This is a genomic window from Tolypothrix sp. PCC 7601 (genome assembly GCF_025677855.1).
In the GTDB taxonomy this organism is placed as follows: domain Bacteria; phylum Cyanobacteriota; class Cyanobacteriia; order Cyanobacteriales; family Nostocaceae; genus Aulosira; species Aulosira diplosiphon.
Window position 1 is genome coordinate 1,844,806 of record NZ_CP064879.1, and the last position, 23,270, is coordinate 1,868,075.

The 23,270-nt window shown below is 40.0% G+C and carries 20 protein-coding genes and 2 pseudogenes; 13 read left to right on the plus strand and 9 right to left on the minus strand.

Translation table 11 applies throughout. The annotated features are described in order from the left end of the window. Positions 1-436: 436 nt before the first annotated feature. A pseudogene (gene mgtE, locus HG267_RS07630) lies at positions 437-1,324 on the plus strand (magnesium transporter); the annotation flags it as partial. Positions 1,325-1,340: 16 nt separating this feature from the next. Here the strand turns inward: mgtE and HG267_RS07635 are convergent. Beyond that, positions 1,341-2,651 carry an IS701 family transposase gene (locus HG267_RS07635; RefSeq protein ID WP_096621593.1) on the minus strand — a complete coding sequence of 437 codons (1,311 nt, stop codon included), beginning with the start codon at positions 2,649-2,651 and terminating at the stop codon, positions 1,341-1,343. 63 nt (positions 2,652-2,714) lie between these two features. Here HG267_RS07635 and HG267_RS07640 point away from each other — a divergent pair. Beyond that, positions 2,715-3,191: pseudogene (locus HG267_RS07640) on the plus strand (magnesium transporter); the annotation flags it as partial. A gap of 915 nt (positions 3,192-4,106) precedes the next feature. Here the strand turns inward: HG267_RS07640 and HG267_RS07645 are convergent. After that, positions 4,107-6,689 carry a U32 family peptidase gene (locus HG267_RS07645; protein ID WP_045872765.1) on the minus strand — a complete coding sequence of 861 codons (2,583 nt, stop codon included), beginning with the start codon at positions 6,687-6,689 and terminating at the stop codon, positions 4,107-4,109. A 318-nt stretch (positions 6,690-7,007) separates the two neighbouring features. Here HG267_RS07645 and HG267_RS07650 point away from each other — a divergent pair, with 318 nt between their 5' ends. Beyond that, complete coding sequence (locus tag HG267_RS07650; RefSeq protein ID WP_045872766.1) at positions 7,008-7,355, plus strand: DUF760 domain-containing protein; 348 nt, start codon at positions 7,008-7,010, stop codon at positions 7,353-7,355. A gap of 479 nt (positions 7,356-7,834) precedes the next feature. Here the strand turns inward: HG267_RS07650 and HG267_RS07655 are convergent, their stop codons facing one another. Next, positions 7,835-7,990, minus strand: a complete 156-nt coding sequence (locus HG267_RS07655; RefSeq protein ID WP_096622101.1) for a lmo0937 family membrane protein — start codon at positions 7,988-7,990, stop codon at positions 7,835-7,837. 655 nt (positions 7,991-8,645) lie between these two features. Here HG267_RS07655 and HG267_RS07660 point away from each other — a divergent pair. From HG267_RS07660 to HG267_RS07675, 4 genes are all read left to right on the plus strand, one after another. Next, a complete protein-coding gene (locus tag HG267_RS07660; RefSeq protein ID WP_045872768.1) occupies positions 8,646-8,918 on the plus strand; it encodes a GlsB/YeaQ/YmgE family stress response membrane protein in 273 nt (90 codons plus the stop codon). 253 nt (positions 8,919-9,171) lie between these two features. Then, complete coding sequence (locus HG267_RS07665) at positions 9,172-9,945, plus strand: ABC transporter permease (protein WP_045873017.1); 774 nt, start codon at positions 9,172-9,174, stop codon at positions 9,943-9,945. A gap of 9 nt (positions 9,946-9,954) precedes the next feature. Beyond that, positions 9,955-10,848, plus strand: a complete 894-nt coding sequence (locus HG267_RS07670; protein WP_045872769.1) for an ABC transporter ATP-binding protein — start codon at positions 9,955-9,957, stop codon at positions 10,846-10,848. A gap of 724 nt (positions 10,849-11,572) precedes the next feature. Beyond that, the gene (locus HG267_RS07675) at positions 11,573-13,528 is read left to right on the plus strand and encodes a right-handed parallel beta-helix repeat-containing protein (protein WP_045872770.1); all 1,956 of its coding nucleotides are present in this window, start codon (positions 11,573-11,575) and stop codon (positions 13,526-13,528) included. 255 nt (positions 13,529-13,783) lie between these two features. Here HG267_RS07675 and hetI read toward each other — a convergent pair whose 3' ends face one another. Next, positions 13,784-14,518 (minus strand): 4'-phosphopantetheinyl transferase HetI, encoded by a 735-nt coding sequence (hetI, locus tag HG267_RS07680; RefSeq protein ID WP_045872771.1) that lies wholly within the window; start codon positions 14,516-14,518, stop codon positions 13,784-13,786. 130 nt (positions 14,519-14,648) lie between these two features. Between hetI and HG267_RS07685 the strand changes: the two genes are divergently transcribed. The 4 genes from HG267_RS07685 to HG267_RS07700 all read left to right on the plus strand — a co-directional run bounded on the left by HG267_RS07685 (position 14,649) and on the right by HG267_RS07700 (position 19,469). After that, positions 14,649-14,774, plus strand: a complete 126-nt coding sequence (locus tag HG267_RS07685; protein WP_255325298.1) for a hypothetical protein — start codon at positions 14,649-14,651, stop codon at positions 14,772-14,774. 287 nt (positions 14,775-15,061) lie between these two features. Then, positions 15,062-15,319, plus strand: a complete 258-nt coding sequence (locus HG267_RS07690; protein ID WP_045872773.1) for a hypothetical protein — start codon at positions 15,062-15,064, stop codon at positions 15,317-15,319. A gap of 138 nt (positions 15,320-15,457) precedes the next feature. After that, positions 15,458-15,664: a hypothetical protein gene (locus HG267_RS07695; protein WP_045872774.1), complete on the plus strand. Its 207-nt coding sequence runs from the start codon at positions 15,458-15,460 to the stop codon at positions 15,662-15,664. A gap of 256 nt (positions 15,665-15,920) precedes the next feature. Continuing rightward, positions 15,921-19,469 (plus strand): filamentous hemagglutinin N-terminal domain-containing protein, encoded by a 3,549-nt coding sequence (locus HG267_RS07700; RefSeq protein WP_081584096.1) that lies wholly within the window; start codon positions 15,921-15,923, stop codon positions 19,467-19,469. Between the two features lie 89 nt (positions 19,470-19,558). Here the strand turns inward: HG267_RS07700 and HG267_RS07705 are convergent, their stop codons facing one another. From HG267_RS07705 to HG267_RS07720, 4 genes are all read right to left on the minus strand, one after another. Beyond that, positions 19,559-19,963: a salt stress protein, Slr1339 family gene (locus HG267_RS07705; protein ID WP_045872776.1), complete on the minus strand. Its 405-nt coding sequence runs from the start codon at positions 19,961-19,963 to the stop codon at positions 19,559-19,561. 119 nt (positions 19,964-20,082) lie between these two features. Further along, complete coding sequence (locus HG267_RS07710; RefSeq protein WP_045872777.1) at positions 20,083-20,688, minus strand: vWA domain-containing protein; 606 nt, start codon at positions 20,686-20,688, stop codon at positions 20,083-20,085. 131 nt (positions 20,689-20,819) lie between these two features. Continuing rightward, a complete protein-coding gene (locus HG267_RS07715) occupies positions 20,820-21,425 on the minus strand; it encodes a vWA domain-containing protein (RefSeq protein ID WP_045872778.1) in 606 nt (201 codons plus the stop codon). A 62-nt stretch (positions 21,426-21,487) separates the two neighbouring features. Then, positions 21,488-22,093, minus strand: coding sequence for a vWA domain-containing protein (locus tag HG267_RS07720; RefSeq protein ID WP_045872779.1), 606 nt, complete (start codon positions 22,091-22,093; stop codon positions 21,488-21,490). Positions 22,094-22,365: 272 nt separating this feature from the next. On the opposite strand from HG267_RS07720, the gene HG267_RS07725 reads away from it, so the two are divergent. Beyond that, positions 22,366-22,713: a helix-turn-helix domain-containing protein gene (locus HG267_RS07725; RefSeq protein WP_045872780.1), complete on the plus strand. Its 348-nt coding sequence runs from the start codon at positions 22,366-22,368 to the stop codon at positions 22,711-22,713. Next, on the plus strand, positions 22,710-22,919 hold the full coding sequence (locus tag HG267_RS07730; protein ID WP_045872781.1) for a hypothetical protein: 210 nt from the start codon (positions 22,710-22,712) through the stop codon (positions 22,917-22,919). The genes HG267_RS07725 and HG267_RS07730 overlap by 4 nt, the downstream gene beginning before the upstream one ends. 26 nt (positions 22,920-22,945) lie before the next feature. Here HG267_RS07730 and HG267_RS07735 read toward each other — a convergent pair whose 3' ends face one another. Further along, complete coding sequence (locus HG267_RS07735; protein ID WP_045872782.1) at positions 22,946-23,269, minus strand: hypothetical protein; 324 nt, start codon at positions 23,267-23,269, stop codon at positions 22,946-22,948. Position 23,270: the final 1 nt, after the last annotated feature.

Genomic DNA, 23,270 nt, shown 5'->3' on the forward strand with positions numbered 1-23,270 from the left:
ATAAAAAGATTGTTGCAATATTTTTTGAAGTTAATTATTAGTAGTTTTAAGATTAGTTACAGGCTAAATTAAATTTTTACAAATATAAATTTATTTGAAAGAAATATATCAAGAGAAGCTTTATATTTATGAGGCTATTTATACTTTCTGTAAATAATGCTTGATATAAAGTAAATAAGAGCAAAAATATTAGCGATCGCTTTCTGATTACTTATTAGCTAATTGGTATTTAAGTTAAGTGATATGGGTAAGTAGGATGTTCAACGACGGCAAAATTGAAGATACAGAATCTCAAGGTAAGAAGAAGAAAAATCCTAAGTTGGATGTGGAATATTGCCTTCATCTTTTAGACTAAGGGCAGCAAACTTGTTCAAACTGCCTTAGGAAGGTGGACTTTGTGACAGAAAATCATCATTTAATCTCTAACCTTCAGGATATGTCGCGCCGGGAATTGCGAGATTTGGTGCGAACTCAGTTACAAATGCTGTTGGAAGAGGGAGATTTACGAGGCGCTAAAGCAATTTTGGTACCTGTACAGCCGGCGGATATTGCTGAGGCTATAGAAGGTTTACCAGAAGCAATGCACGCTTTAGCGTTTCGGTTGCTTTCTAAGGATGAGGCGATCGCAGTTTATGAATATCTCGACTACAGTATTCAAGAACAGCTACTCGAAGAATTGAAAAGTCAGGATGTGCGGGACATTGTCGATAAAATGTCACCAGACGATCGCGCTAGGTTATTTGATGAACTCCCTGCAAAAGTTGTCAATCGTTTGCTAGAACAACTAAGTCCGGCGGAACGTACAGCCACAGCGCAACTATTGGGTTATGAAGCTGATACTGCTGGGCGCATCATGACTCCAGAATTAATTTCTCTGAAAGAGAATTTTACGGTATCTCAAGCTATAGAGAGAATTCGCCGCCTCGCGAAGGCTAGCGAGATGATTTATTACCTTTACGTCACCGATGCGGCTAGACATTTGACAGGGATTGTTTCACTGCGGGAATTGGTAACATCTCAACCAGATGAAGCGATTGCCGAAATTATGACCCGTGATGTGGTGTTTGTCCACACGGATACAGATCAAGAAGAAGTCGCAAAGTTGATTCAACGATATGACTTTCTGGCTGTACCTGTGGTTGATCGAGAACAGAGGTTGGTGGGGATTATCACCGTCGATGATGTGATTGATATTCTGCAACAAGAAACCACTGAAGATATTTACGCCTTGGGTGGTGGTGTGCAGTCAGGGGGTGATAATTACTTCCAGATGAATTTAATGGAAGTGGCGCGCAAACGGGTTGTATGGCTATTTGTCTTATTAACCCTCTTTTGTCACTCTAGGCAGAGGAAAAGTAGAAATCAGGGTGAATCAGGGATATAAAAATTGAACTGGTGAGGCTATAAATAATAGATTGAAGTTTAAAAAAACCCAAAGCTAATTGAGGAATAGGAAAAACCGTTAACCAGGGATATATCAGATTAAATAAAGTAAAAGGTTGAATAATCAAACGAAGATTGTTAAGAATGTTCTTCCAGCCATTTCCATTATCCCACCAAGGATGTGAAACAAATTTTGACTCTCGTTGTGATGGAGACTGAAACAGTTGCTCCGAATGCAGACTAACCATTAAATAAGCACTGCAAATAATTTCCCACCATCGCTCAATATCTGGGTAGTGAGTCAGGCGAAAATCTGACCAACCTAATTCATTCTTACTTTGTTTTAACCCGTACTCGACCCAAGTTCTTAAACCGTAAAAATTTCCAACTTCTCTTGGCGTAATGTCTGGATATTTACTCATCACATACCAAGTAGTGTTATCAGGCAAATTTTCTGGATCTGTAGTAATTTGCCAATATCTAAGTTCTCCACGTTTTCCCGGAATAATTTCTCTAATAAATCGATTTTCCCGACTCAAGTCAGAGAATACCCTTTGAAACTTCTGCCACTTTAAATATTGAATATGTTGTCGTGGAAGTATTTCTACATAATGATTTGACCGAATCGCTACTATATAGTTCAAGTTTAGTTCATCTAATACAGATATGAAATTCTTACCACTCTCTCCATATAAGCTATCTGCAAGTACTAAGTTGAATTTAAAACCCATTGATTGTAGCTTTTTTATCAGTATTGCTGCTATTTCTGGTTTAGTGCGGTACTTATCTCCTGCCTGTAATCTTTCCCTGGGTTTATACACTTCAAACAGTAATGGAAATGTCATCCCACAGAAAACACCATATACTGTCACTGCCACAATTCCATTATCTGTTTTTCCCAAATTTCCTATATACTGCCGTTTCACATAATCTGTCTTGCTCCCTTTCTTTTTATCCCCTGTCTCATCAATAATTAAAATGATTGGTCTACCTTTTAGCACTTGTAAAATTAACTCTAACCTTAAGGTTCTTAACTTTTCTATATCCCAAGGTGATGTAGTTAGAAAATGATGCAACCCTTGCTGGTTATCTAATCCTACGATTTTTGCTATTTCTGGCAATGTTTTACGTTTTAGATCAGAAATGCAGCCTACATGGAGATATTTAAAAGCCTCGAAACTCCTAACATCTGGAAACAGACTTTTATACCACTGGCAATATTCGTCCACAAATTTGACTGTTGGTGCGGCTGGACGGGGCTGTACCATGCTCTGTGTCTTGGTTCTAGCATTTTTACCTTATTATACTACTGCCAGAGTGACAAAACAGGGTTAATTACTAATACTGTTACGGGAACGATTATTAAGTCTCAGGAAGATATTTTGGCAAAAGTTGTTACCCTGACAGCGTTTATTCCCTTGTTGACTGGGACTGGTGGGAATGTAGGGGCGCAATCTTCTACGGTAGTCATTAGAGGGATGAACACCGAAGAAATCCGGATGTTAGGGCCATTGCAGGTAATTGGACGAGAAGCGATCGCGGGTGCATTATTAGGTGTCATGTTAGGTACAGTCGCCACCGTCTGGGCCTACTTCCTCCAAGGAAAATTAGAAGTTGCGATCGCGGTAGGAACTAGTTTGGTAGCTATTTCTGTTTTAGCTTCAATTTCTGGTTCCGCACTACCGTTTTTATTTCGCTTACTCCGCCTCGATCCCGCTTTAATGTCTGCACCATTTATCACTACAGCAGTAGATGTTTTAGGTGTTTTAATCTATTTCAACTTAGCGCGGGTAATTTTAAATTTATAAAAGTTGAGCAATTATAATAAATTAATTTTCGCCTGACTGTACTAAAGAAATACATCTGATTTCCTCTATTAGAGATATGTATTGCCTAAGTTAGTAAGTTAGCTTGAAACCAATAGATTTCAAAGGTGACAAAAATGTTGAGAATATTAATATCAATTTTGATGTTTGTATTCTTATTGTTGTTCGTAACTTCTCCCTTTGCTGCCCTTGCTGGTGTAATGCTTATCTTGTTCATCGCAGGCGCTATATTTTTATTAGGAAATATTTTCCAAACGCTGCTGGGTAGTGATGGAAATAGTTAGTAGGGAATTATTTCTAAGTTTTTGACGCAGAAGACAGAAAATAAAATTTTATAAGCTAATGCGCGTCTCAATACTGCTCGGTTAAGGATTTTAAACTCTTAATTTGGTTTGGGGAAAAGGTGAAAGGGTAAGGGTTAAAGGTTTTTTCTTGCCCCTTTTCCCCTTCCCCTTTTCCCCTTAACCGACAAGTATTGATGCGCGTCTAAATTGCATAACTACTAATCAGGGCTGTTAACTGTTGACGGTTAACTGTCAACGGTCAACCGTCAACAGTCTTCACGATGGATTGTGCAACTTAACAGCAGAATAGCTTACCAATTTGAAAAAAGAATGCGACAAATAGTAGGGGCAAGGCATTGCCCCTACGTGTCAACTTAACGTGAAACCCGCTTGGTTGCAAGGTTTCACCCTCACCCCCAGCCCCTCTCCCACAGGGAGACGGGAGCAAGAGATTTAGTTCCCCTTCTCCTGCGGGAGAAGGGGTTAGGGGATGAGGGCGCTATTTGTACAACGCCCGTCCTATATCGCTTTTAGCTTAAATTGACATCAATGGGCAATGCCTTACCCTCTAGAATATATTGATGTCTCGCAAACATTATTTGAATTCGTATTACTACTTTAATGCAGAAACTCCCATCGGCCCGCGAGTTACGCCTAGCTGATTTTGCAGTTTCAATTCGCGCCAGAGTTGGGAACCTGTAATTTCGCCACGCAGAAGTTGACTGTAGCAATGTATAGTTTTACTCACCTGCGCTGGGGTTTCATTGACAAACTCAATGCGGAATTGACGTAATCCCAAATTTATCAAGCGCTGTACGTACTCAGCTCCCGTTTGAGCAGTGCCGTTAAATACAGTATTGCGACAGCCGACATCAGCTTTGAGGACATGTTCGCTACCAACGCGATCGCGCAATTTCACTTCATGCTGTTCGCAAGGTCTGCCACAGTTAGTGTAATCTGTTCCCTGGGAAAGAAAAGCGCAAAATACGCAATGCTCCATGTGGAACATTGGCATATGTTGATGAATTGTTACCTCAAACCATTGGGGTGGACAACTATGAAGTAAGTCTTCGAGTTGGCTAATATTCAGGTCATAGGATGCGGTTAAGCGTTCCAAACCATAGCGCTGGTGAAAATAATCTGCGGTTAAGGCGTTCGCAACATTCAGCGAGAAATCTCCAACACAACGGTCTTGGGCGAAAAATTGCAGATGATCGTAATTCCGCAGCAGATAGCCATCTGCTTGGGAGTCCCGTACTTGTTGCAAAATCCAATTTTCCCCAGGTTTGGTAATTCGGGGAGGTGCAACCCAGATAGTGGGGCATGGGGCATTGGGCATGGGGCATTGGGCATTGCTTATTTCCCCTTTTTTTACCATCTGCACGGCTTCGCGATAAAAGCGGGGGTCTTCAAATTCACAGTACAGTGTTTGGATTCCGGCTTGGAGTGCGGCTTGGAGTTGTTTGAGGTTCCTTACTAAAACGATGAGTGATGGAGATGCGGGGGATGAGGAAGATGAGGAAGATAAGGGGGATGAGGGGAGTAGGTCTTTTAGAGAAGCATGATCGTTGAGTTCCCAGCGTTTGGGTTGACGGCGTAATTCTTCTAACTGCGCCACCATTTCTCGCCGCATCCGGTTTAATTCACTTACGGGTAAAATTAATGCGCCATTGAGGTGATTGGTTAGGTTTCCTAAACAGAAGGGTGTATTACCTAGGCGACCTAACTGTTCTTGTAAACGTTCTGTGGTTAGGGGTTTGGTGTGCGCTTCTACTAGTGGTATTGTCGAATTCACTTGCACAACATGACCTTGTCCATCGCGGGCGATCGCAGTTAGTGGTTGATCGACTTCGCCGTAAACTTCTAAGTCAATGGGGCGCTGAAATTGGGGGTTGTCTCCCGCAAAGCTTTGACGTAATTGCTTATCTAATTCTGGATCGCTAGTTTTCCAAACGCGATCGCCTATATGCACTCGGCGGAAGTTGAGGTCACTTCTGCCAAAGGTTAGCACGGCTTCTTTACCTTTTTGTACCACCGCATAAACTCGCCCGCCTTCTTCCTTGGCTTCGGGATGACCAGAATCGAAAACAATTCCATCACCTGCTTTCACTGGTGCTTCTAGGGTGATTGTCACCTGTTCATTGCGAATGCGGGTAACTTCTCCCAGGTACACCCCACGTTTTTTGCCAAACCGCGCATGAACTAATCCTTGGTTGTTAATTCCATTAAACCAGCCTGTGTAGATACCACGAGAAAATGCCATTTCCAAGTTGTATTGTTCTTCAGCAGAATGGGAGGGTTTTCTCGCCTTTGGAGTATTCGCTGTTAATTCCTCCATCACCCGATCCAAGGCTTGCCGATAAACATGAGTAACATTTGCCACATATTCTGGAGTTTTCAGCCGCCCTTCAATTTTGAGGCTTGTGACTCCCGACTTCACCAAATCTGGCAGCACTTCCAACCCAGCAAGGTCTTGAGGGCTGAGGAGATATTTGCGTTCTCCTAAATTTATAACTTCGCCATCTGCTATTAATTCGTAGGGCATTCGGCAAGCTTGGGCACATTCGCCGCGATTGGCAGAACGTCCACCTAATGCTTCACTAGTCAAGCACTGACCGGAATAAGCGACGCACAAAGCACCGTGAACAAAGACTTCTAAAGGCAAAGAAGTTTCTTTTTGGCGTATCTGCTGGCGAATTTTGTTAATTTCCTTGAGGGAACATTCACGGGCTAACACGACCAACTGACAACCGAGTGACTGAGCAAATTCCACCCCAGCCGCACTGGTAATTGTCATCTGCGTAGAAGCATGGATAGGAAAGTCAGGCGATAGGTGACGGATCAGACGACATATACCCACATCTTGCACAATCACCGCATCCACACCCGCAGCAATAATCGAGCGCAGATATTGCTCTACCTCTGGTAGCTCTTGCGGAAAAATTAGCGTATTAACAGTTACATAACCCTTCACACCCCGCAGGTGCAGAAAAGCCATCAACTCTGGTAAATCCGCCTCAGTAAAATTTTGCGCCCGCATCCGCGCGTTGAACCTATCCAAACCGAAATAAATTGCATCAGCCCCATTTTCGACAGCAGCTTTCGCACAATCCCAGCTACCTGCTGGTGCGAGTAGTTCTGGACATTGCAGAGTGGATACAGTGAGTTGAGGAGTCAAGGAGCGATCGCTTTTCATCAGGCTGGGAAAGTTTAACTAGCACCATAGTGATTCTATCTAAGTTAATGGGCAAAGGAGGCGATCGCTTTCTTAATGTCTCTCCCCCAGCGCACTCTGCGGTTCGATTTTCACGCTAACTGAGAAACTACCGCTACCTATGTACTGTTAAACTCATTACTAAAAAGTCGAAAAAACTTTGAATTTTTAATTGCTCAATTCCCTACAATAAATTGAGTAGAAAAAACCCGCCTTTGCAGTTCGGTTTTGCTGATTGTGCAGCCATCAAAATGCAGATAAATTTTTATTCATAGTGAAGCGCAAATTAATCTTAATACTATGAGTAATCTTTCCCGCCGCCAACCAGATTATTTTGAATCTGAAGCAAATACTCAAAATAATTTATGGCAATACGTGCAATCTTTGTCCCCTGAAACAGTTGCTCAACTGTCTCAACCTTCTTCCCCAGCAGTATTACAGTTAATTCAACGTGCAATTGTGGAAATGTTAGGTAATTTACCTCATGATAGATATCAGTCATTCATTACCACTAGCCGCGATGAATTAGGAAGACTCTTAGGCGCTGCTATGGTAGATGGCTATTTTCTTCGCAATATTGAACAGCGATTTGATATGGAAAAATCGCTACAATTACCTGCATTGCCATCTCAAGATACACAACATTAGTAATTTGTAAGCTAATTTTGGTAAAAATTAATTCTGCGTATTCCTCCAACTTTCTAGAGACTGTACAATACAGTCTCTATTGTTTTTAGTGTAAGAGTGTTCCAAAAAATAAACGATCCAAAACCTGTCATTGCGAGCGAAACGGAGTGTAGCGTTCGCGTAGCGTCTCGCAGAGAAGCAATCGCAAAATCTTGCAACTACGAGCGAGTCTATGCGATTGCTTCATTCCGCTTTGCTCCATTCGCAATGACAATTGAGCATTTTTTTACTTGGAGTACTCTAAGTGAAATTTTGATTCACAAAATTACTCAGGTTTTAGGGGCTGAATCAGCTGATAAGCCCTAAATTAAATATCCTGGTATAAGGCCTGTCAAAAATCAAAAGTCCAAGCCATCTCCCAAGCTTAGACTTTGATGTGAGTAAGTCGGTAATTGCACCAAACTATGTTACGAAACTTATTATAAGTTGTCTCTAAAGGACTAAAAAGCTGTGCGTGATTTCAGGAAATTATATATTGCGATCGCAATTGCCAAAAGTAACAATACATGAATTATATTACCTGCAATATGCAATGCTAATCCTAAAGCCCAAAAGATAAATAGTACAACTGCAACAGTCCAAAGTACACCAATCATAATTTTTTCCTATAAACTGCGTATTTGAATAAAATTTTAGATACATATTCAATATATAGTTAACTATCTTGCGGATGAATTACGGCTATTTATATTGATAGATTTTTAGGAGATATAGGATTCATATTTGATTCTTGAACAAATACGTAGGGTGTGTTGTCGCGCAGCGCAACGCACCAAAGCTCAGAATACGGTGCGTTATCACTTCGTGATAACGCACCCTACATATACTTAGATTTTTTCAGAAATCAAATCTGAGTCCTATAGTAATAGATAACAGCTATCCGAGAAATTTTGAGGCTTAACATTAGGCAGCCAGTAGAGTTGTCAGTCGGTAACTTGTACCGTATTTGAGTACCGATTTATTTTTACTAAAATATTTACCTAGTACAGGCTGGCGTAAATAAACAGACCATCTGTAATTGCTAAAAGGCTTGTGGTATAAGTATTCTTTCTTTTTACTTTTGCCTTGTTGTACTAGCCATTTACTGTTTCCTTTCTACGCCAGTAATTAAGTTATATACATTTATAAATGGAGCTATTTCTTCAGGCTAACATAAATTAATTCTGATGGTAGATATGATTGCCAAGTTTGAGGTGTTAGATTTAACTCAACAAAGGTTAAAACAAAAAGTTTTTTATCAACTTACAAACCATGAACATTCTTGCTTGGATTGTTTTAGGACTAATTGCTGGAGCTATTGCTAAAGCTATCTACCCAGGTCATCAAGGCGGCGGTATTCTAGGAACAATTTTGTTAGGTATTATAGGTGCATTTGTTGGTGGTAGCCTAGGAGTATTCTTCAGTACGGGAACTCTAGCATTAGCCGCACCCACTCTCAGCATTACAGGTGTGATAGTTGCTGTTCTGGGCGCAATTGTTGCAGTTTTCTTGTGGAACTTACTCACTCGCCGCAGCGCTTTGTAAAAGTAAATTACCCACCAATTTTTTAGTAAACTTCAGGGAATTTTAGTTATATATATTTTTTGTCCCTGAATTTAATAGATTTAAAACGCCAGCTTGTCATCAGGCTGGCGTTATATATTGATAAGCTTATTTAAGACTCATATTCAATTTTTAAAATTCACGTAGTGTGTTGTCGCGTAGCGCAACGCACCAAGCAAAGTATAGAATGTGGTGCGTTACTGTTTCCTATTCCCTGTTCCCTGTTCCCTCTCCTATGAAATATTGGCGTGAAATTATAGCTGTAACTCAACGCATACTAATTGAACTATTGCGCCGCAGACGCAGCTTAATTTTTTGGAGTATATTCCCCATATCGGTGTTGATTCTGAGCGGATTTATTTTAGCAGAACGGGCAAAACTCCCCATCAATACTGCTTTTGAATATGCTGCACCCTCAACTTTAGTAGGTGCAGCAATGTTTTTTAGCTGTTTGGGTGGAACTGTCGCCACTGTTGTTGCAGAAAGAGAACAAAAAACCATCAAACGCCTGTTTCTGGCTCCCTTAAGCGGAATTTCCTACTTTTTAGGAATTTTTCTGGCCCATAGTTGCATTGGTATCGGTCAGGCAATATTAATTTATACTATTGCTGCATTTTGGGGCGCTACTTTTAAAGGTTCTATTTTATTAGGATTAATTATTATCTTATTAACTATCATTGCTTATGTGGGTTTAGGTTTTATTTTAGGTACACAATTAGCACGTCGTATTGAAGATGTTAACTCTTTAGTAGCAGCTTTTGGAGTACCTTTATTAATCCTTGGTGGAGCATTTTTACCAGCAGCTTTATTTCCTCCCACATTAATTAATATCGCTCAATTCAATCCTATTTATCACATGAATGAAGCCCTCGTAGGAGTTTCATCTCAAGGCGAAGGAATTAGTGATATAGGCTCACACTTTTGGTTTTTATTGGTTTTTGCTATGATTGTGATTGTCGGTGGCTGGCTATCTTATTGGCGGATGCTGATAGTAGAAAGGCGATTATAAAAAATCACAATGTTAATTATTAAAAATTTAAATAAATCCTATGGTAGAAACCAGGTTCTCCACAATTTAAATTTGCATATTGAGCCAGGAGAAGTTTACGGTTTAATCGGTGCCAATGGTTCAGGTAAAACCACAACAATCAATATTATTTGTAATTTATTGAATGCAGACAGTGGTGATATTACCATCAATCATCAGCCAATTTCCGCCGCGACCAAAAGAATAATTGGTGTTGCACCTCAAGAAAATTTACTCTACAAAAGCCTATCTTGTGCAGAAAATCTCCAGTTTTTTGGAGATATTTACGGTTTAAACCGCGAAACTCGCCATAAAAGAATTAGAGAAACTCTGTTAGCTGTCAATTTACTAGATAAAGCAAAATATCCTGTAGAGACACTTAGCGGGGGAATGCAAAGGCGGTTAAATATTGCAGTCGCTTTAGTACATCAACCACAGCTAGTGATTCTGGATGAACCGACTACAGGCTTAGATATTGAATCCAGATATGAAGTTTGGGAATTAATCCGCCAACTCAAAAATCAAGGAATTACAGTTTTGCTCACAACTCATTTATTAGATGAAGCAGAACGTCTTTGCCAGAGAATTGGAATTATGAAAAATGGCCGAATCTTGGCTGAGGGTAGTTTAGCAGAATTACGTACATTGATTCCAGCCCAAGAAATTGTGTTAATGCAGACTGAGTTTGAAGCACAAGCGATCGCACGCGCCGAAAAATATGGTTTCACTCATCGGCGTTATGGTAACGATTTAGCCTTTTGGTTACCTGAACCTTTGGAATTAAAGGAAATTATTGCACGCTTCGAGGGGATAGCCATTGATTCTATAGCCCGTCAGCCTGTACGTTTAGAGCATATTTATCTGGAACTTATGCACCACAATTAACAATATCTCAGGCTGAGGTAGAAGAATTATCGTTTTAATTATCAGTATGTCAGTAAAGCGGTAATCTATGTGAATATGATGTATAATAATACGTTACTCTACATCAATATTTGTTTAAGCAGAGAGTGGCGATCGCAACCAACATTTTTGGCAACCTAAATAGTGTAGACATCACTAATTCCTCGTTTTGAGATATTCTACTAATTTTTATTCACTCTTACATAGTTATTCTTTAATTTGCTCTAAATAGCCTATAAATCTGCAATTCGGTGATAAAAATATCAGATTATTTTTTTATAAAGGTTGCATAAAGAAGACAAATTGTGTAACATCGTCTAAGTAAATTTGGCTGGACAAAAGAAAATAGATAAAGTTACTTCGGTAACTGAAATCTACGTAATTTTATCATAGCGATAAAAGTTTGGGTGAAGTTATAAAATGTGCAGAAAGCTAATCCTGTGGAATCAACTAAATCAACACAAGGATCAATTGCAGCATCTGTAAATCAGGGAAAATTGGTGATGTTAGCAAATTTTCAGTCAATATGAGCTAAATATTTCCAACTATTTGGAGTTTAAAATTTAGCTCGAAGATATCTACAAAACAGGGTGCTCTGAATCCCATCGTGTGAAACGATGAATCGACTTTTGATAAATCACTGCTTAGTGGTGATTTTCTCAAAACAGTCGATGAAAAACCGTTGTTCTATAAGGGAATTCAAAGCATGGCTATTATTAACGTAACTTCAACTGCCGATAATGGAGCAGGTTCTTTACGATCTGCGATCGCCTCTGCACAAGCAGGTGACACTATCAAGTTTGCCTCTACTCTTGCTAACAAAACAATTACACTTACAAGTGGGCAACTGAACATTACAAAGAATTTGACAATTGATGGTGCAGGCGCAGCAAATTTAAAAATTAGCGGCAATAATGCCACAAGAGTATTTGAAGTTGGCAGACATATCAATGCTACGCTGCGGAACCTCAGCATTACCAACGGCTACTCAACCGAAAAAGGTGGGGCTGTGAAAGTTGTTGACTATGGCAGCATAACAGTTGATAACTGTAAATTTAACTACAATCGCGGTGGTGAAGGCGGAGCCATCAATATCGGGTATAGCGGTAAAGGCGTAGTCACTAACAGCACCTTTGACAGCAATGATGGTACTTTAACGAAATCTGGCTTTAGTAGTGGAGCGATCGCCACCAGAGGTTCTGGTGATCTAACTGTTAAAGGTTGTAAATTTACCAATAACAAAGGTGTTAATGGTGGTGCAATTTATAGCCTCTTAGGGGGATTAACTATAGACAAATCACTCTTCCAAAATAACAGTTCAGCTGGTGGTACTGGTGGTGGTGCAGTCTTTACTGATGGATGCGATCCAGTCGGGCCAGGTACTCCTGTGGGTGGTGCGATCGCCATTCGCAATAGTCGATTTGAAGGCAATAAAACTAAAGGAGAAGGCGGCGCACTCTTCCTCTATAGTTACGGTGCAGACAAGATGCTTTTGGAAAACTGCACTGTTGTAGGTAACACAGCCAGCTTAGATAGCAAAGGTGTTGCTCGCGGAGGCGCATTACGAGCAAATAACAATCTTACAGTCCGTAACGTTACATTTGCCAATAATATATCCGAGCAACAAGGAGGGGCTGTATGGTTAGATGGTGGCGGAAAGAAAGATTTTATTAACAGTACCTTTTCCACGAATAAGGTGACTAAGGATGCTGGTGGCGCACTGTTTGTCAATACCGATAAAACTGCCCCCGTCAACATTACGAATTCCACTATTGTAAATAACTCCGCCGGACGCGCTTGTGGGGCAGTTTGGATTGGCGATCCATCTGCTGCTGTCACCCTTACTAATTCCATCGTTGCTAACAATAATGCTGGTGATGCATCACAAAAACAAGTAGGCTATCAACTCAAAGATGGGGGTGGAAACATTGAATTTCCAGCACCTCAACAAGGTCGTCGAGTTGTTTCCGGTAGTCGGATAGTTGATCCTCTGGTTGGCACCTTACAAAATATCGGAGGTATGCTAGTTCATCCTCTTCTAGCTGGTAGCCCCGCTATTAATACTGGTAAAGTAGGTGCTGGTATACCCACCATTGACGCACGCGGGATGGCGCGAGATAGCAAAGTAGATGTTGGTGCTTTCGAGATATCTAGCCAGTTGAATGCAACTGCTATGAACACAACTATGTCCGGGCCTAATCTCATGCGTGGGACTAGAGGAGCTGACACTCTCCAAGGTATTGCAACTAGCAACATTCTCCAAGGGGGTGATGGTAACGATACCCTTAAAGGAGGTGATAGTAACGATATCCTCCAAGCTGGTGAAGGTGATGATATTTTGATTGGTGGTAAAGGTAGTGATATCTTACATGGCTCAGGAGGTAAGGACAGATTTGTCTATCAAAATATTGCAGAAAAAGGCGATTGGATTCAATATTTTGATTCTGGAGCAGATATAATTGACCTCAACAAAATTATTGAAGGCACCAATTTTAAGAGTTCTAATCCTTTCAGTAGTTATGTGAAAAAAGAGCAAATTGGTTCTAATACGGTTGTGAGTGTGAATGCAGGTGGTGATAGCACTCCCAATCAATTCCAGAAATTGTTGACACTGGGTAACGTTTCCAGTAATAATCTGACTGCGAAGAATTTCATTTTCTAGAACCAAATTGTCAATTCAGCAAGTTAAGTAAATCTCACTTTCTTTGAAAGTGGAACTAACTCCCAAATTTCTGCCAACAATTAAGAAAAGGAAACATAATCGATATAGGCACAACATTGTTGTGTCTATATCTATGTTATTTATCTACTTGAAAAAGCTGTAAATATAGGGATAAAGATACAGATGTACGTTATTAAAAATAATCGATGTGTAACACAGAATTTAAAATTCTTTGCTCCTTTGTCTCCCCAATCCCTAATCCTTAACTTCTCTATATTGCCAGCATTTCAAATCCCAGCCAACACCAGCTACAACTACAGCAGCTGCATAATTGTCAGCAGCGGGTATTTCTAGTAAACTCCAGCCTGTTACTGTCTGTAACTTAGCTGATGCTGTAGGCGTGAGGGAAATTTCAATTTGCTCTAACTGCGCTATGCCCTCGCCTGTGGCTTTTAAGTAAGCTTCTTTACAAGTCCAATAACGAAAAAATACTGAAGATTGTTGCTCTGGAGATAGCGATCGCACTAGATCATATTCTCCTGGTAAAAAGAACCGTTGAGCCAGAGATTCCAAATCCGACATGGGGCGAATATATTCTAGGTCTATCCCGATTTGGCGATTTTGACTAACTGCACACAAAGCTAAATTTTGGGAGTGCGATAAATTAAACGTCAATCCACTGTAAGAAAATTTACTTGCCAATAGTGGTTTACCACGAGGTTCATAATCAAACTGCACTTCTTGGGGAGAAATTCCCAAATAACAACTTAATATAGTCCGCAAGCTACCACGACCAGCAATAAAACGTTGGCGATGTTCTGGAAAATAAAATCTTTCAGCACGAGCAAATTCATCGCTAGAGAGGATTGTTGCTAAATATTGCAACTCCTCTACTGATTTGTCAAGATTTATACACCAAACATGAACCTCATTTGGTGACAAAGTTACTTCTCTGGGCGATGGTAACCATAAATACTGAGGATTGTTCATCAAATAAGAACATTAAGAGAATGGTAAGTACAGCTATTTTACTTGAGTGGTTTGTCGGATTACGAAAATATAATTGCTGCTTTGCCAAGTTATACCAATTTAAAAAAAGAATGCGACAGATGGTATGGGCATGGGGCATGGCGAAGAAATTACCAATGCCCAATGCCCCAAGCGGCGGGGCGGCTGTCCCTCTCCACCCACAAGGGGATGGAGTTTCCCGCCGCTTTCAATGAATCCTATAGATATTTTGACTTAAATGCGAGTTTTCACTATTTAATTTAGATAAAGTTGCTCTAAACAGTTACGCAAAAATACTGTTAACTATCTTTAAATACTCCTATGCTTTGTTTTTTATATCAGAAAAAATCTGACATAAAAATCTAAAGCAAAGTATTTATACGGCATCAATAAATAGTTTTTATAAAAGTCACCTTGAATATTAAAATTACAAAAATAAGTTACTTAAGAGTGTTTCTTACACAAGAATATCGTTAATATATAAATATATTTATCAATATAGACAACCTATTTATGAAGACCTTAATGCCAGATAATTCTATAAAAGCAAAGGAAAATAGCAAAATTATGCAACTAGTAGAACTGACTGAACTTAGCGACGAAGAATTGGAATTAGTAGTAGGCGGTACAGAGATTGTCAGCATACAAGTTAGCATCTCCATTGTTCCCGAATCAAATATAGGCGAAACATCACTAGCTTGGAGCAGCGGTGGTTCTGGTGGTAGTGGTGGTTCTGGTGGTAGCGGTGGTTCTGGTGGTAGTGGTGGTTCTGGTGGTTGGTAATATTTATCCTGTTATCTTATAAGGTCACCAGAGTAAGATTGTCAACTAATCTTAGTTAAAAACAAAATATGCATTGAAAAATCAAAGAAATTTAGACTATAAATCATCAGCAAAATACTAGAAATTTTAAAGAATAATATGAAGGCAAAATTTCCCAAAAATAATTACCCATACAATCAAGAAAATAGCAAAACGATCCAGCTATTTGAATTGAGCCAACTCAGTGATCAAGAAGCTGAAATAGTTGTAGGTGGTTGGGGTGATGGGAGTGGATTTGGTAGTGGATCTGGTACTGGTAGTGGATCTGGTACTGGTGGTTGGGATGAACCAAATACCACCAGTTAAAGAACTTTAGGCAAGAACTTTCGTAAAATTTGTGTAAGGACACTGGACTGATTAAGAATCTTGGATGTCTACTAATGCGGTTCAGATCAGCAACAAACCTTAACCCCGGTTTCTTGAAGAAATCGGGGTTCTTCTAACACAAATTTCCCTTGATTGAGGGGATTGTCAAAACGGGAGCAATTGAGCGCCACCTTTTGAGCAATCAGTTATTTAATTTTTGAGATTAGAGAAGACTTTTAGTTACTCAGTAGCTAAGATGATGTCGTCTAACAAGAGAAATGCAACAACTATGCTAACGACGAAAAAACAGAGCAAATTTGTCAACCTCAAAATTTTGCTGGGCTTACCTCTTGTTATCTGGTCGTTAGCAAATATCAGGTTAACTGCTGCGGCACAAGTGATTCCAGATAATTCTCTACCTATTAATACAATTGTCACTACAAATGATGCAACCTTTAACATCGATGGCGGCACTAGAGTAGGTAATAATTTATTTCACAGCTTTGAACAGTTTTCCCTGCTCACAGGACAAACATCATCTTTTAATAACTCTACTGATATTCAAAATATTATCAGCCGCATCACTGGCAGCGCTATCTCAAATATTGATGGTTTAATTCGTACCCAAGGCACAGCTAACCTATTTCTCATCAACCCTAATGGTATTGTTTTTGGCGCTAATGCTTCTTTAAATATTGGTGGTTCTTTGATTGCCTCAACAGCCAACAGCATCAAATTTACTGATGGTAGTGAATTTAGTGCTACCAGTCCTCAAACACACACTCTGCTGACAGTTAGTATTCCGTTGGGGTTGCAATATGGGCCTACTAATACAGGCATGATTACTGTTAATGGCCCAGGAAATAATACAGGTTTTAATCAAGATAACTTTTCTGTAATTACAGACAATAGACCTGTAGGACTTCAGGTACAGTCACAGAAAACCCTCGCTTTGGTAGGTGGAGATATTGCGATCGCAGGGGGTAATCTGACTGCACAAGAAGGACGAATTGAGCTAGGAAGTGTTGGCACAAACAGTTTTGTCAAACTCAATCCTATTACCTCTGGTTGGGAATTGAGTTATGAGGATGTTAATAGTTTTCAAGACATTAACCTTTCGCAAGCAGCCTCCCTAGAAGTCAGCGGCAATAGTGGCGGTACTATCAAGTTACAGGGGCGTAATATCCAAATCAAAGATGCCTCTGCGATGTTGGCAAATACTTTGGGTAATGGTTCTGGTGGAACACTGAACATTAAGGGAGTAGATTCTGTAGCAGTCAGTGGCAGTTCGCTATCACCAATTCCTTTTATTACTTATTTATCTACCGATGTGGCTCCTGGAGCCATCGGTAATGGCGGCAATTTATTTATTGATACAAAAAGTTTGCTGGTTGCTGGTGGCGCTCAGATTTCTAGTGGCACCTTTGGTTCTGGTAATGCCGGAACTTTAAAAGTTAAAGCCCAAGAAGTAGAATTGACTGGTGATTCGCGTGTTGCGGGTCCTAGCGGCTTATTTACACCAGTTGCACCCGGAGCCACAGGTAATGGCGGTAACTTAGTAATTGAAACAGATAACTTATTAATTAATAATGGCGCACAGGCATTTTCTAATACATTTGGCTTCGGAAATGCCGGGAATATTCAAATCAATGCAACAAATATACGGTTAATTGGTGCTTCAGGCAGGATTTCCAGTGGCATATTTGCTAATTCAGAATCTGGTACCCAAGGCGCTGGCGGTAATATAACTATTGATACGCAAAACTTATATGTTGCTAATGGCGCTAGGATGGCAGTCAGCACCTTCAATTCAAAAGATGGAGGAATTTTAACTGTTAAGGCAAAAGAGATAGAGTTAGTAGGAGGTGCAGCTAGTGTGGGTTCCAGTGGCTTATTTGCCAATGTGGAATCAAGAGCCACGGGTAATGGCGGTCAATTGTTGGTTGATACCGACAGCTTGCAAATGGCTGGTGGCGCACAGATAGCAGCACTAACCTTTGGCTCTGGAAATGCGGGAACTGTGCAAGTGAAAGCAAATCAGATGCAACTAAGTGGTAGTTCTCCAGGAGGGTCACCCACTGGTTTATTAGCAAATGTAGAATCAGGAGCTAAGGGGAATGGTGGTAATTTATTCATTGATACCCAAAGTTTACAGTTGATCAATGGCGCTCAAATTGGTACAGGTACGTTTAGTTCTGGAAACGCAGGAGATTTAAATATTCAGGCAAATGATGTAGAGCTCATAGGTAGTTCTAGTAAAGCTCCTAGCATGATATTTACTACTGTCACATCCAATGCTACAGGTAAGGGGGGAAACTTAAACCTAGATACCCAAACCTTGCGCCTGATAGATGGAGGTCAAATTGCTAGTAGTACTGCTGGCTCTGGAAATGCAGGGAATTTGACAGTCAAAGCTACTGATATAGAAGCTGTAGGGTATAGCAAACAAGGACGCAGTGGTTTATTTGCTAGTGCAATTCAAGGCAATGGCGATGGCGGTAACTTAGCGATCGCAACTGACAATTTAACTCTTAAAGATGGTGGCATTATTAGTGCTAGTAATTTCCACAGCATTAACTCTAATATTTCCCCAGGGCAAGGAAAAGCTGGGAATATTCAAATTGCAGCTGGTGCTATTTTACTAGATAACACCTCCGCGGAAAATCCTGCTAGCATCACCGCATCTACATTATCTGGTGGTGGCGGCAATATATTTTTAAATGTGCAACAATCATTAACTGCTCGCAATGGTAGTCAAATATCTGCTGACACTAAAGGCAGTGGTGATGGTGGCAGTATTAATATTAATGCTGACTCTCTAGAATTTACGACTGGCGCTTACTTAACTACTAGTACTGCAGGTAAAGGCAATGCAGGTTTAATTAATATTGATGCCCGTTCTATGCTGTTTGATGGCTATAGTAATGGATTATTTACGGGCGCTTTTAGCGAAGCTAAAGCAGAATCACAAGGCAATGGCGGTAATATTCAAGTTACAAGTGATATTTTGCAGTTGAATAATCAAGCTCGTATATCTACTAATAGTGCAGGTTTAGGTCAAGCTGGAAATATCACGATTAACTCTCGACAAATAAAAACTAATCAAGGCAACATTGTTGCAACTTCTACTAAAACTGGTGGTGGTAATTTAAACATAACTAGTAATTTATTGTTGCTCAATAACAATAGTTTAATTAGTACTAGTGTGTTAGATAGTAATGGTGGTGGTGGCAATATTTATATTAATTCTGATTTTGTTTTAGCTCACAATCACAGTGATATTAGAGCTAATGCTGTATTTGGGCCAGGAGGTAATATTCAAATACAAACTCAAGGCATTTTCTTTTCTCCAGATAGCAAAATTGATGCAAGTTCACAATTTGGGGTGAATGGTATTGTCACCATTACTAACTTAGAAACTAGTAAAAATATTGCCAATATAGAATTATCAAAAAATATTGTAGACTCTAATCAACAAATTGCTGCTAGTTGTCGAGGCGATCGCGCCAATAATTTTGTCGTCACAGGACGGGGTGGATTACCAGAAAACCCTACTGACGCTATTCTTGGCAAGACTGTTTGGACAGATTTACGTGAGTTGTCGCCAAAAGTAGGAGTAGAGGCAAAAGTAGGAGGTAACAAACAAGAAGTGTTGCCGCAAATATCTCAAAATACACCATCCGTAATTATTGAGGCTCAAGGATGGACAGTTAATAGTAATGGACAATTAGAGCTAATAGCGAATTCTGTGAATACTATTCCTCCCGTATCTAGCAATTCTGCACCTACTTGCAGTGCAATATAAGAATCCGCCTTAATTTCTGAAATTATTTGCGTAGGGAGGAAACAGGAAGAAGAAATATAAAATTTAGGATGCGTTATTAACGCATCCTACTAATTGTTTTGCAAATATTCAATTGCTGCTGCTAATTTTGAAGGATATCCTTCAGCAAATCTTTCAAACCACAGCCCTTCAGGTGAAAATGGATCTAATTTAGCTAGCCATTCTTCTGCCTGTTTTTTCAAAGCTGCTAGTTGTTTTGCTTTCAGTTGTTCTTGGCGAATACGTTCTTGCTCTAATTCTTGCTGTCTTTGCAATTGTTCAGCTGCATCGACTTGGGCAAAATCTGCTTTCACTTCGTCCAAAAGGTTATCAATTAATGAGGCTGCTTTTGGTGATGTTGGGATTGCAGGTTGGGCTATACCTAGCTGAGGCTGTGGCTGTGGCTGAGGTTGAGAGGGTTTTGGTTCCTGATATTCATTTTTGAGTTCAGCTAACAGCTTATCAATGGCATCCATTATCTGATTCCTGTAAACAAGATTAACACCACTTTATGCCTATACTAGTCTCTAGCCCATAGTTCCTCGTCCTGTTTCATCCCTAATTGCTATACAGCAGGAATGATGGCTACTTGGCTTTAGTCATTTATGGCATTGAGTAGCACTTCTGCAAGACTCATATCTTCCATATCTTCCATTGTAACTGTGTCGCAGATATCAAACTTCGCACCAGCTCCTTGGAGTTCATCATCTAAGACTTTGAGGAAGCGAGTAGCATTAGCATCTGTACCCACTTGAATGAAAGAAATCGCTAACTCTTCATCGCGATCCATCTTCCGGGAAGCTTCGATGATCACTTTCATTACAGCTTTGCGATCGTCTGGTTCTCCATCAGTAACTACTAAAATTGTCTCACCATTGGGCTTAGTTTGATTAGCAGCCTTACGTTGAAAGTAATCATCAGTTGCGTGTTTTAGTACTCCAGCTAAATCAGTAGTTCCAGATGGATCGTTTTCTTGGAAAATTTGTGATACTTTCGCAGATGTTACATTTTCATAGCGTTTAAATTTACCAGAAAAGACATAAATAGTAATCCCATCTGGATCAAATTGTTCGCATTTACTAGCTAGGGCTAAAGTTGATTCATGTGCAGCTAGCCATCTGGTTCTACCACCTTTTTGATCGGGGGTAGCCATACTCCCGCTTTTATCAATAATTAAAGTGTAATCACGATTGTCTAGCATTTCTAATGTCTCCAAGTATCTAGTCAAAATTGAATTAAATAGGGCAGCTAAAGATAATTTGCGAAATTTATGATTTCTCTCTGATTGCTATTAAGCTTTTGCTATACATCCGAGAGAAAAATACTGATTACTCAATCATTTATTGCCTGAATTAATACATCTGTCAGGCTCATATCTTCTAATTGGTCTAAGGTAATGGTGTCACAAATATCAAATTTAGCGCCAACGCTTTGTAATTCGTCATCTAAAGCATGGAGAAACTTAGTTGCTTTAGTATCTGCACCAACTTGAATCAGGGAAATTCTCAATTCTTGCGGATTGTCTAATCGCTTAGTGGCATTGATAATTACCTCAAATACTGCTTGGCGATCGCCTGGTGTCCCATCTGTAACCACTAGAATTACTTCGCCTGCTGGCTTGGTTTTGCCGGCTGCCTTACGTTTAAAATAGTTATTAATTGCGTCTTGCAATACACCTGCTAAGTTGGTCGTATCTCCAGGGATATTTTCTGTAAAAATTTCCTTGACTTTGGCTGCTGTAACGTAATCGTAGCGCTTAAAGCCTTTGGCAAATAGATAAATAGTAATACCATCTAAGTCAAACTCTTCACATCTAGCAGCTAAGGCAAATGTTGATTCTTGTAATGCTGTCCATCTACTTGTACCATTTTTTTGATCTGTGGTAGCCATGCTAGCACTTTGATCAATAATTAAAGTGTAATCCCGATTTTCTAGCATGGCTGATATCTCCAATCATTGCTCATCATTTATTTAGATAACCCTGGCAGAATTAAATATGATTAATCTGTGATCGCATTCATCAATACATCTGCAAGACTCATCTCTTCTAAGTCATCTAGAGTCACAGTGTCGCAGATATCAAATTTAGCACCAACACCTTGTAACTGGTCATCTAAAGCTTTCAGAAACTTAGTAGCTTGGGAATCTGAACCAACCTGAATCATCGAAATGGCTAATTCCTCATCTCGCTCCATCTGACGGGTAGCATTGATAATCACCTCAAATACGGCTTTGCGATCATCAGGTTCACCATCCGTAATGACTAAAATTGTCTCGCCATTGGGTTTGGTTTTACCTGCAGCTTTGCGCTTAAAGTAGTTATTGAGTGCATCTTGGAGTACACCAGCTAAATTTGTTGTCCCAGCCGGATCGTTTTCTTGGAATATCTGCGCGACTTTTGCTGATGTCACATCATCATAGCGTTTAAATCTGCCAGAAAACACGTAAACAGTAATGCCGTCAGGGTCAAATTGCTCGCACTTTCTCGCCAAGGCTAATGTTGATTCCTGAGCTATCTCCCATCTATTTCTGCCACCCGCTTGGTCAGGAGTGGACATACTGCCGCTTTTGTCAATAATCAATGTGTAATCACGGTCACTCATCATAGTATTCCTTTGATTGTTACCTGTGGTTACTAGTCTAACCACTTGAACCACCGATTGTATAAGTCTTTCTCGGCTTTACTTCAGTTTTACTACTCATTTACTGCTCAAAAGCGCTATTCTTAATCCGATTTTTAGCATTCACCAGCAGCATTTTTTCTACTCAAATGCTACTCATTTCGTTTTCTGGTAGCAGTATTCCAGATGCGATCGCGGAAGTAGCAGCAAGTAGCTTTTGTCACACCGGACAGATATCGTCATTAATTTACTGAACAATGCAAAACTATTTAGATATAGTGCAGCTAGCAAAGCTAGTCCGCCTCAAGCGCGGGACAAAGGGACTGCGTGACGCGGCCTCGGAGATTGGCAATATCAGCTCATCAACTTTATCAAGGGTAGAAAATTACAATCAGCCGGACATGGAAAGCTTTATTGCTCTTTGCAATTGGCTAGAAGTAAACCCTGGCACTTTGTTCATTACCTCGGAAAAGCAACCAGATAATCAGCTAGATACTGTTGAAGAAATTGCTGCTTTGTTGATCAGCGATAAAAGACTTGACCCAACAAGTACCCATATTTTAGTGCGAATCATCAAAGCTGCTTACAACGAATTATGCGAATGAAAAAATCAAAGAGAAAATTACAACCTGGCGACCGAGTAGAGTTTCCGTCTCACGATGAACACCTTAAGCCATTCAAGCAAAGTGGAATAGTTCGTAAATACATCTATCCAGACTTTCACCCTAATGGCTACATAGAGATTGTCAATGAGAATGGAGATTTAATTCTCTACGGGAATGCAGGCAACGACATCAAAAAATCCAAGTAAATTACTCGAGTGAATCCCCAGAGCGTTTAATCTGATTTGTTGTGGTCACGGGGGATAAATCCCTGTTTGGCAAGATAATTCTGAATTTGCTTAATTTCACCCCAGCATCGGTCGAACTTGTGACGAATCACTTCGTCAATGCCATTGAAGCGATAAACAGTAAATTCTTTCTTTTCGCCATACTCAATTAGATGCAAGTCTAATTTATGTGCAACAGCATTGATAGAATCATCAATTTCATCACGTGCATCATCAATAGCTTTGTAAATTTGTGCTTGAACTAAAGCCAACCGCCAAACCATACCCACCAAAACACAAACGCTAACTATTATGTCTAGGTGTTCTTTCATA

Coding starts and splice junctions, on each gene's coding strand:
- HG267_RS07635 (WP_096621593.1), bottom strand. CDS start 2,651: ATGGTACAGCCCCGTCCAGCCGCACCAACAGTCAAATTTGTGGACGAA.
- HG267_RS07645 (WP_045872765.1), bottom strand. CDS start 6,689: ATGAAAAGCGATCGCTCCTTGACTCCTCAACTCACTGTATCCACTCTG.
- HG267_RS07650 (WP_045872766.1), top strand. CDS start 7,008: ATGAGTAATCTTTCCCGCCGCCAACCAGATTATTTTGAATCTGAAGCA.
- HG267_RS07655 (WP_096622101.1), bottom strand. CDS start 7,990: ATGATTGGTGTACTTTGGACTGTTGCAGTTGTACTATTTATCTTTTGG.
- HG267_RS07660 (WP_045872768.1), top strand. CDS start 8,646: ATGAACATTCTTGCTTGGATTGTTTTAGGACTAATTGCTGGAGCTATT.
- HG267_RS07665 (WP_045873017.1), top strand. CDS start 9,172: ATGAAATATTGGCGTGAAATTATAGCTGTAACTCAACGCATACTAATT.
- HG267_RS07670 (WP_045872769.1), top strand. CDS start 9,955: ATGTTAATTATTAAAAATTTAAATAAATCCTATGGTAGAAACCAGGTT.
- HG267_RS07675 (WP_045872770.1), top strand. CDS start 11,573: ATGGCTATTATTAACGTAACTTCAACTGCCGATAATGGAGCAGGTTCT.
- hetI (WP_045872771.1), bottom strand. CDS start 14,518: ATGAACAATCCTCAGTATTTATGGTTACCATCGCCCAGAGAAGTAACT.
- HG267_RS07685 (WP_255325298.1), top strand. CDS start 14,649: ATGGGGCATGGCGAAGAAATTACCAATGCCCAATGCCCCAAGCGGCGG.
- HG267_RS07690 (WP_045872773.1), top strand. CDS start 15,062: ATGCCAGATAATTCTATAAAAGCAAAGGAAAATAGCAAAATTATGCAA.
- HG267_RS07695 (WP_045872774.1), top strand. CDS start 15,458: ATGAAGGCAAAATTTCCCAAAAATAATTACCCATACAATCAAGAAAAT.
- HG267_RS07700 (WP_081584096.1), top strand. CDS start 15,921: ATGATGTCGTCTAACAAGAGAAATGCAACAACTATGCTAACGACGAAA.
- HG267_RS07705 (WP_045872776.1), bottom strand. CDS start 19,963: ATGGATGCCATTGATAAGCTGTTAGCTGAACTCAAAAATGAATATCAG.
- HG267_RS07710 (WP_045872777.1), bottom strand. CDS start 20,688: ATGCTAGACAATCGTGATTACACTTTAATTATTGATAAAAGCGGGAGT.
- HG267_RS07715 (WP_045872778.1), bottom strand. CDS start 21,425: ATGCTAGAAAATCGGGATTACACTTTAATTATTGATCAAAGTGCTAGC.
- HG267_RS07720 (WP_045872779.1), bottom strand. CDS start 22,093: ATGATGAGTGACCGTGATTACACATTGATTATTGACAAAAGCGGCAGT.
- HG267_RS07725 (WP_045872780.1), top strand. CDS start 22,366: ATGCAAAACTATTTAGATATAGTGCAGCTAGCAAAGCTAGTCCGCCTC.
- HG267_RS07730 (WP_045872781.1), top strand. CDS start 22,710: ATGAAAAAATCAAAGAGAAAATTACAACCTGGCGACCGAGTAGAGTTT.
- HG267_RS07735 (WP_045872782.1), bottom strand. CDS start 23,269: ATGAAAGAACACCTAGACATAATAGTTAGCGTTTGTGTTTTGGTGGGT.